Origin of the sequence: Micromonospora sp. D75 (assembly GCF_018070405.1) — a bacterium.
Taxonomy (GTDB): Bacteria; Actinomycetota; Actinomycetes; order Mycobacteriales; family Micromonosporaceae; genus Micromonospora; species Micromonospora chalcea.
Genome location: NZ_JAGPXV010000360.1, coordinates 1 through 6,069 on the forward strand (window position 1 = coordinate 1; position 6,069 = coordinate 6,069).

Annotated in this window: 5 protein-coding genes; all 5 read left to right on the forward strand. The window is 73.9% G+C overall.

What is annotated here, in order from left to right; translation table 11 throughout:
- Positions 1 to 1,169: O-antigen ligase (locus tag KBX39_RS20405; protein ID WP_210871990.1), on the forward strand; the 1,169-nt coding region annotated here is incomplete at its 5' end.
- Positions 1,169 to 2,374, forward strand: coding sequence for a hypothetical protein (locus KBX39_RS20410; protein ID WP_064448107.1), 1,206 nt, complete (start codon positions 1,169 to 1,171; stop codon positions 2,372 to 2,374). The genes KBX39_RS20405 and KBX39_RS20410, both read left to right, overlap by 1 nt.
- A gap of 17 nt (positions 2,375 to 2,391) precedes the next feature.
- Positions 2,392 to 3,255: a sulfotransferase gene (locus KBX39_RS20415; protein WP_043327762.1), complete on the forward strand. Its 864-nt coding sequence runs from the start codon at positions 2,392 to 2,394 to the stop codon at positions 3,253 to 3,255.
- A complete protein-coding gene (locus KBX39_RS20420) occupies positions 3,222 to 4,835 on the forward strand; it encodes an oligosaccharide flippase family protein (protein WP_043327761.1) in 1,614 nt (537 codons plus the stop codon). Before KBX39_RS20415 ends, KBX39_RS20420 begins: the two co-directional genes overlap by 34 nt.
- A gap of 28 nt (positions 4,836 to 4,863) precedes the next feature.
- Complete coding sequence (locus KBX39_RS20425) at positions 4,864 to 5,796, forward strand: sulfotransferase (protein ID WP_210871992.1); 933 nt, start codon at positions 4,864 to 4,866, stop codon at positions 5,794 to 5,796.
- Positions 5,797 to 6,069 lie beyond the last annotated feature (273 nt).

Genomic DNA, 6,069 nt, shown 5'->3' on the forward strand with positions numbered 1-6,069 from the left:
CCCTCGACCTCACCGCGCCGAACACGCTGCCGCCCGGCGGCAGCGGCAAGTACATCGGCTGGGGCATCCGGCTCGCCAACTACGTCGCGATGACAGTGACCATGCTCTACGTCTACAACCTGCGCGAGCGGGAGCTGTCCCAGCGCCGGATGGTGCGACTGTTCGGGTTCATGGGCGTGGTCGTGGTGCTCGGCGGCTGGATCGGCTCGCTCTTCCCGAACCTCAGGTTCGTCGCGCCGCTGCGGTTCGTGCTGCCGCAGTCGATCGCCGGCCACCCGTACGTCACCTCGCTCATGGAGATCAAGTTCGCCCAGGTGCAGCAGGTGATCGAGGGGGAGGCCAGCTCGCCCCGCCCGTCCGCGCCGTTCACCTACACGAACTCGTGGGGCCAGAACACCGCGATCCTGCTGGTCTGGCTGATCGTCGGCTGGGTGGTGCTGGGCAAGCCGCTGCGCCGTACCGCCGGCGTGGCCATCGCGCTGGCGGCGATCTTCCCGATCGTCTACTCCCTCAACCGCGGACTCTGGATCGGCCTCGGCATCGCCGCCGCGTACGTGGCGCTGCGGCTCGCGCTGCGCGGCCGGATGGTGGTGCTCGGCGGGCTCGCCCTGGCGGTCGGACTGATCGGCGTGCTGATCGTCGCGACCCCGCTCGGCCGCACCTTCGACGAACGCCTGCAGAACGGGCACAGCGACGACATCCGCACCACCCTGTCGCAGGGCGCGGTCCGGGCGGCCAACCAGTCGCCGATCCTCGGCTACGGCGGCAACCGGGCTCTGATCGGCAGCAACCGGTCGATCGCCATCGGCAAGTCCGAGGACTGCAAGCAGTGCGGCAACCGGGAGCTGGGCAGCAACGGCCAGGTCTGGGCGCTGCTCGTCGGGCAGGGCTGGGTCGGCGCGATCTGCTACAACGCGTTCTTCATCTACTGCATCTGGCGCTACCGGCGCGACCACAGCGCCATCGGGATCGCCGGCACGCTCGTGCTCATCCTCATGCTCTTCTTCCAGTTCACCTACGGTGCGATGGAAGCAACCCTCGCCTACGCCCTGATCACTGTCGCCCTGCTGGCCCGCAACGACCGGATCCGCCGGTCGCTCGCGCCCGCGCCACCGCAGGGCACGATCGCCGGGCTACGGGCCCGGCTGGAAGCGACCGGTGACCGCTGATGGTGTTCCGCGTACCCCCGGACGGCGACGGCCGTGCCGCGTACCTCGGTGAACTGGCCGGGCTGATCTGGCCCGCGCCGGCCGAGCCCAGCCTGCGCCGCGGCGGCGCCGGCTGGGTGGTGGTGCCCTCGGCGGCCCGCCCCCGGCTGCTCGTGCCCACCGGCTCCGGCCGGGCGGCGGCGAGCGCGGTCCGGCACTCCACCGAGGCCGTCGGCCGCAAGGCCAAGCTGGTCCGGCAGGGCCTCGCCACCGCGTTCCGGCTCGGTCTCGGGCCGCTCGTCTTCCGCGACCGGCTGGTCGTCGACGGCGGCGGGCTGGACGCGCACCTGGCCGAGGTGCTGGGTGAGCCGGCGCTGGTCAGCCTGCACATCGGGCCGGCCCGCGCGAACCGCAAGCCGGTGCTGCAACTGCTCGCCCCGGACGGCCGGGCCCTCGGGTACGCGAAACTCGGCGTCGACCCGCTGACCCGCGCGCTCGTGCACGCGGAGGCGGACGCGCTGCGCCGCCTCGCCGAGGTGCCGCTCGGCCCGGTGGTCCTGGCCGGGGTACGCCACCACGGCGACTGGCACGGGCACGCGCTGCTCGTGCAGGAGGCGCTGCCGGTGCGGCTGCCCCGGGCCGCCCCGGCCGCCGCGCAGGCGGCCGAACGCGCGGCCATGGTGGCGGTCGCCGGCTGTCTCGGCGTACGCCGGGAGTCGTGGGCGGCCAGCGGGCACGCGGCCCGGCTCACCGCCGCGGTGGACGCGCTCGGACCCCGGCCGGAGGCCGGGCGGCTGCGCGCGGTGCTGAAGTCCGTCGCGGACGCCGACCCGGTGGTCGCCTTCGGCGCGTGGCACGGGGACTGGAACGGCGGCAACAGCGCGGTGCTCGCCGACGGCCGGGTGCTGGTCTGGGACTGGGAGCGGTTCGAGGCGGACGTGCCGGCCGGGTACGACGCGCTGCACCTGGCGGTGCAGGGCGCGATGAGCCACGACGGGGTGGAACCGGTCGAGGCCGCGCGTGCGCTGATCGCCGGCGCCGGGGCAACCCTGGCACCGTTCGACCAGACCGGTGGGGGCGCCGATCTGGTCGCCGTGCTCTACCTGGTGGAGCTGGCTGCGCGCTACCTGCGCGACCGGCAGGCGGAGGCGGGTGCGCGACTGGGGCACGTCGACACCTGGCTGCTGCCCGCCGTGGAGGAACACCTGGCCCGCCGGGCCCGGTGAGAGTGAGGAGTGGGGACGTGACGGTGGCCAGGGAGCAGGCGCTCCGCGCGGTGAAGTCGGTGAGCCGGACTGTCGGTCGGTTGACCGCCGGTTCACGGATGGTGCCGGGATTCCTGATCGTGGGGGCGCAGCGCTGCGGCACCACCTCGCTGTTCAAGACGCTCTCGCAGCACCCCGGCGTGCTGCCGCCCGCGTACCACAAGGGCGTGCACTACTTCGACATGGACTACCACCGGGGGATGAACTGGTACCTCGGGCACTTCCCCACCACGGCCAAGGCCGAGGCGGTCAAGGCCCAGATCGGGGTACGCGGGATCACCGGCGAGTCCAGCCCGTACTACATGTTCCACCCGCTGGCCGGGCAGCGCATCGCCAAGGACCTGCCCTCGGTGAAGCTGCTGGTGCTGCTGCGTGACCCGGTGGAGCGGGCGTACTCGGCGCACTCGCACGAGCTGGCGCGGGGCTACGAGACCGAGTCTGACTTCGAGCGGGCGCTGGCGCTGGAGGAGCAGCGGACCGCGGGCGAGCGGGAGCGGATGATCCGCTCGGCCGCGTACGCGAGCGAGCACCTGCAGCACAACGCGTACCTGGCCCGGGGCCGCTACATCGAGCAGCTGGAGCGGCTGGAGGCGCTCGTCGGGCGGGAGCGGATGCACGTCATCGACAGCGACGACTTCTTCGCCGACCCGCGCCCGTCCTTCGACGCGGTCTGCGACTTCCTCGGGCTGCCCCGCTGGGCGGACATCGCGTTCGGCAAGCACAACTCGCGGTCCCGTTCGCCCATGTCGGCGGAGCTGCGGGCCCGGCTGGAGGACCACTTCGCCCCGTACGACGAGCGGCTGGCGGCGTGGTGGGGACGCGTGCCGTCGTGGCGGCGGTGACCCGGCCGGACGCCGGCGGCACCCCGACGCTCACCGCACCGCCGCCCGGGCCGGGCGCGGGGCTCGGTGGCGCGGCCCGGCAGGGCTTCGCGAACCTGGTCGGTGTCGGCTTGGCCGCGGTGGCCGGGTTCGGGCTCAACATCGTCATCGCCCGGGGCTGGTCCGTCCGCGAGGCCGGCATGTTCTTCGCGGCCACCAGCGCGTTCATGATCGCCGCGTCGGCGGCCCGGCTCGGCACCGACGTCGGCACCGTCTACTTCGTCAGCCGCCAGCGCACGCTGGACCGCCGCGACCAGATCCGGGGCACGATCCTGGTCGGGTTGCTGCCGGTGCTCGCGGTCGGCGCGCTGCTCGGCCTCGCCGGCTGGCTGGCCGCGCCGGCGCTGGCCCGGGCCACCATGCCGGAGGCCGGGCCGGAGGCGGTGACCGCGCTGCGCATCCTGCTGGCGTTCGTGCCGCTGGCCGCGCTCAACGACTACGCGCTCGCCGCCTGCCGGGGCTTCGGCCAGATGCGCCCGCTGCTGACAGTGGAGCGGCTCGGCCGCACGCTGGTGCAGTTCCTGGCCGTGGCGGTGGCCGCCTGGCTCGGCCTGTCCGCCACCGTGGCGCTGCCGTTGGCCTGGGTGGTGCCGTACCTGCTCGCCGCGGTGGTCGCGCTGTTCTGGCTGAGCCGGCTCGTCGGCCGGGCCGGCCGGCAGGTGACCCGGCCGGTGCCGGCGCGTGAACTGGCCGGGCCGTTCTGGCGCTTCACCGGGCCACGTGCGGTCAGCAGCCTGGCCGCGATCGTGGTGCAGCGGCTGGACATCGTGCTGCTCAGCGCGCTGCGCGGGCCGGCCGAGGCGGCCATCTACACGGCGGCGACCCGGTTCCTGGCGCTGGGCCAGCTCTCCAGCGTCGCGCTGTCCAGCTCGGTGCAGCACCGGCTGGCCGCCGCGTTCGCCCGCAACGACCGGGCCGAGGCGGGCCAGCTCTACCAGGTCGCCACCGGCTGGCTGGTGATCCTCTCCTGGCCCGCGTACCTGATCTTCGCGGCCTTCGCGACGCCGATGCTGGCGCTCTTCGGCGCCGGTTACGCCGACGGCCGCCGGGTCGTGGTGCTGCTGGCGCTGACCATGCTGCTGGCCACCGGCTGCGGCATGGTCGACATGGTGCTCAACATGGCCGGGCGCACCGCGTGGACGTTCTACAACGCGATGACCGGCACCGTGCTCAACGTGGTCGGCAACCTGCTGCTCATCCCGCGGTTCGGCATCCTCGGCGCGGCTCTGGCCTGGACGATCTCGATCCTGGTCACCAACCTGGTGCCGCTGACCCAGCTCTGGTGGTCGATGCGGCTGCACCCGTTCGGCGCCGGCACCCGTACCGCGATGGCGCTCGCCGTCGTGGCGCTGGGCCTGCCGCTGGGCGCGGCGAGCCTGCTCGACGCCACGCCGCCGGTGCTCGCGCTGGTGAGCGCCGTCGGCCTGGCCGCGTACGCGGCGGGTGTCTGGCGCTGGCGGCGCACGCTGAACCTCGACGCGCTGCGGTCCCTTCGCCGCGGCCGCAACCGCGCCGGGTCGGACCCGGCCGCCCAGTCCTGACCGATCCTGCGCACCGATGGGACCTTCGATGACCAGCGACTCCCCCCTCGCCCCGCACTCCGGGCTGTCCACCGTGAAGGCCGCGAAGCTCGCCGCGGTCGGCCTGCTGGCGGACCGCAAGGAACGCCGCGAGCTGGAACGGCCGGTGGAGGCGGGCAACCGCCGCCTCACGCTGAAGGTGGAGCGCCCGATCTTCATCCTGGGGGCCCCGCGTTCCGGCACCACGTTCCTGGGCAGTTGCGTCGGCGCGCTGCCGGACGTGTCGTACCACTTCGAGCCGCGCCTGACCAAGGCGGTCGCCCGCTGTGTCTACGAGGGAAGCTGGACGCCGCAGCGGGCGGCCCGCTACTTCCGGGGCTACTACGGCGCGCTGCTCGCCGCGTCCGGGCACGGTGGACTGCGCTTCGCCGAGAAGGACCCGGAGAACTGCTTCATCGTGCCGTTCCTGACCGAGGTCTTCCCGGACGCGGTCTTCCTGCACGTCTACCGGGACGGCCGGGACGTGGCGGTGTCGCACGCCGAGCAGCCCTGGCTGAACGCCTCGTCCACCGGCACCGGTCGCAGCGGCCGGGGCGGTACGCCCTGGGGCGCCGCGCCGCGGTTCTGGGTGGAGCCGGAGCGGCGCGACGAGTTCACGCAGGTCTCCGACCTGGGCCGGTCGGCCTGGATGTGGCGGCGCTTCACAAGCAGCGCGCTCACCCAGCTCGCCGAGCTGCCCGCGGACCGGGTGCGGCACCTGCGCTACGAGGACGTCGTCACCCGGCCGGCGGAGGCCGCCGAGGTGGTCGCCGACTTCCTGGAGGTACGCGACCCGGCCGGCCGGGCGGCGTTGCACGCCCGCTTCGCCAAGGCCCGGCCGGGCTCGGTGGGGCGCTGGCGGCAGCGACTGACCGAAAAGGATCTGGCCGATGTGCTGGAGCAGGCCGGACCGCTGCTGACCGAGCTCGGCTACCCCGCCTGAGCGCTCCTCCCCGGGTAGAGTGCCAGGGGTCGCCCGCCCGGCCCGGCGTGCCTCTCCGCTCACGCGGATCCGTCAGGGCCCCACCGTGGCCGGCGACCGTCCTGGGGAGAGGTTGCGGTGGTACGACGGTTACGACTGACGATGGCTGCCGTGCTGGGCCTGGCCTTGATGGCACCGGCCGTGACGGCCTGTGAGATCGGCTCCGAACGGTCCGACGAGGGGACCACGGCGGCGCCGCCTCCACCGACCGTGACGCCGCGGACCGCGCCGGTC

What these genes read in the sequence shown, in the direction of transcription:
- KBX39_RS20410 (WP_064448107.1), top strand. Translation starts at nt 1,169, where the DNA reads ATGGTGTTCCGCGTACCCCCGGACGGCGACGGCCGTGCCGCGTACCTC.
- KBX39_RS20425 (WP_210871992.1), top strand. Translation starts at nt 4,864, where the DNA reads ATGACCAGCGACTCCCCCCTCGCCCCGCACTCCGGGCTGTCCACCGTG.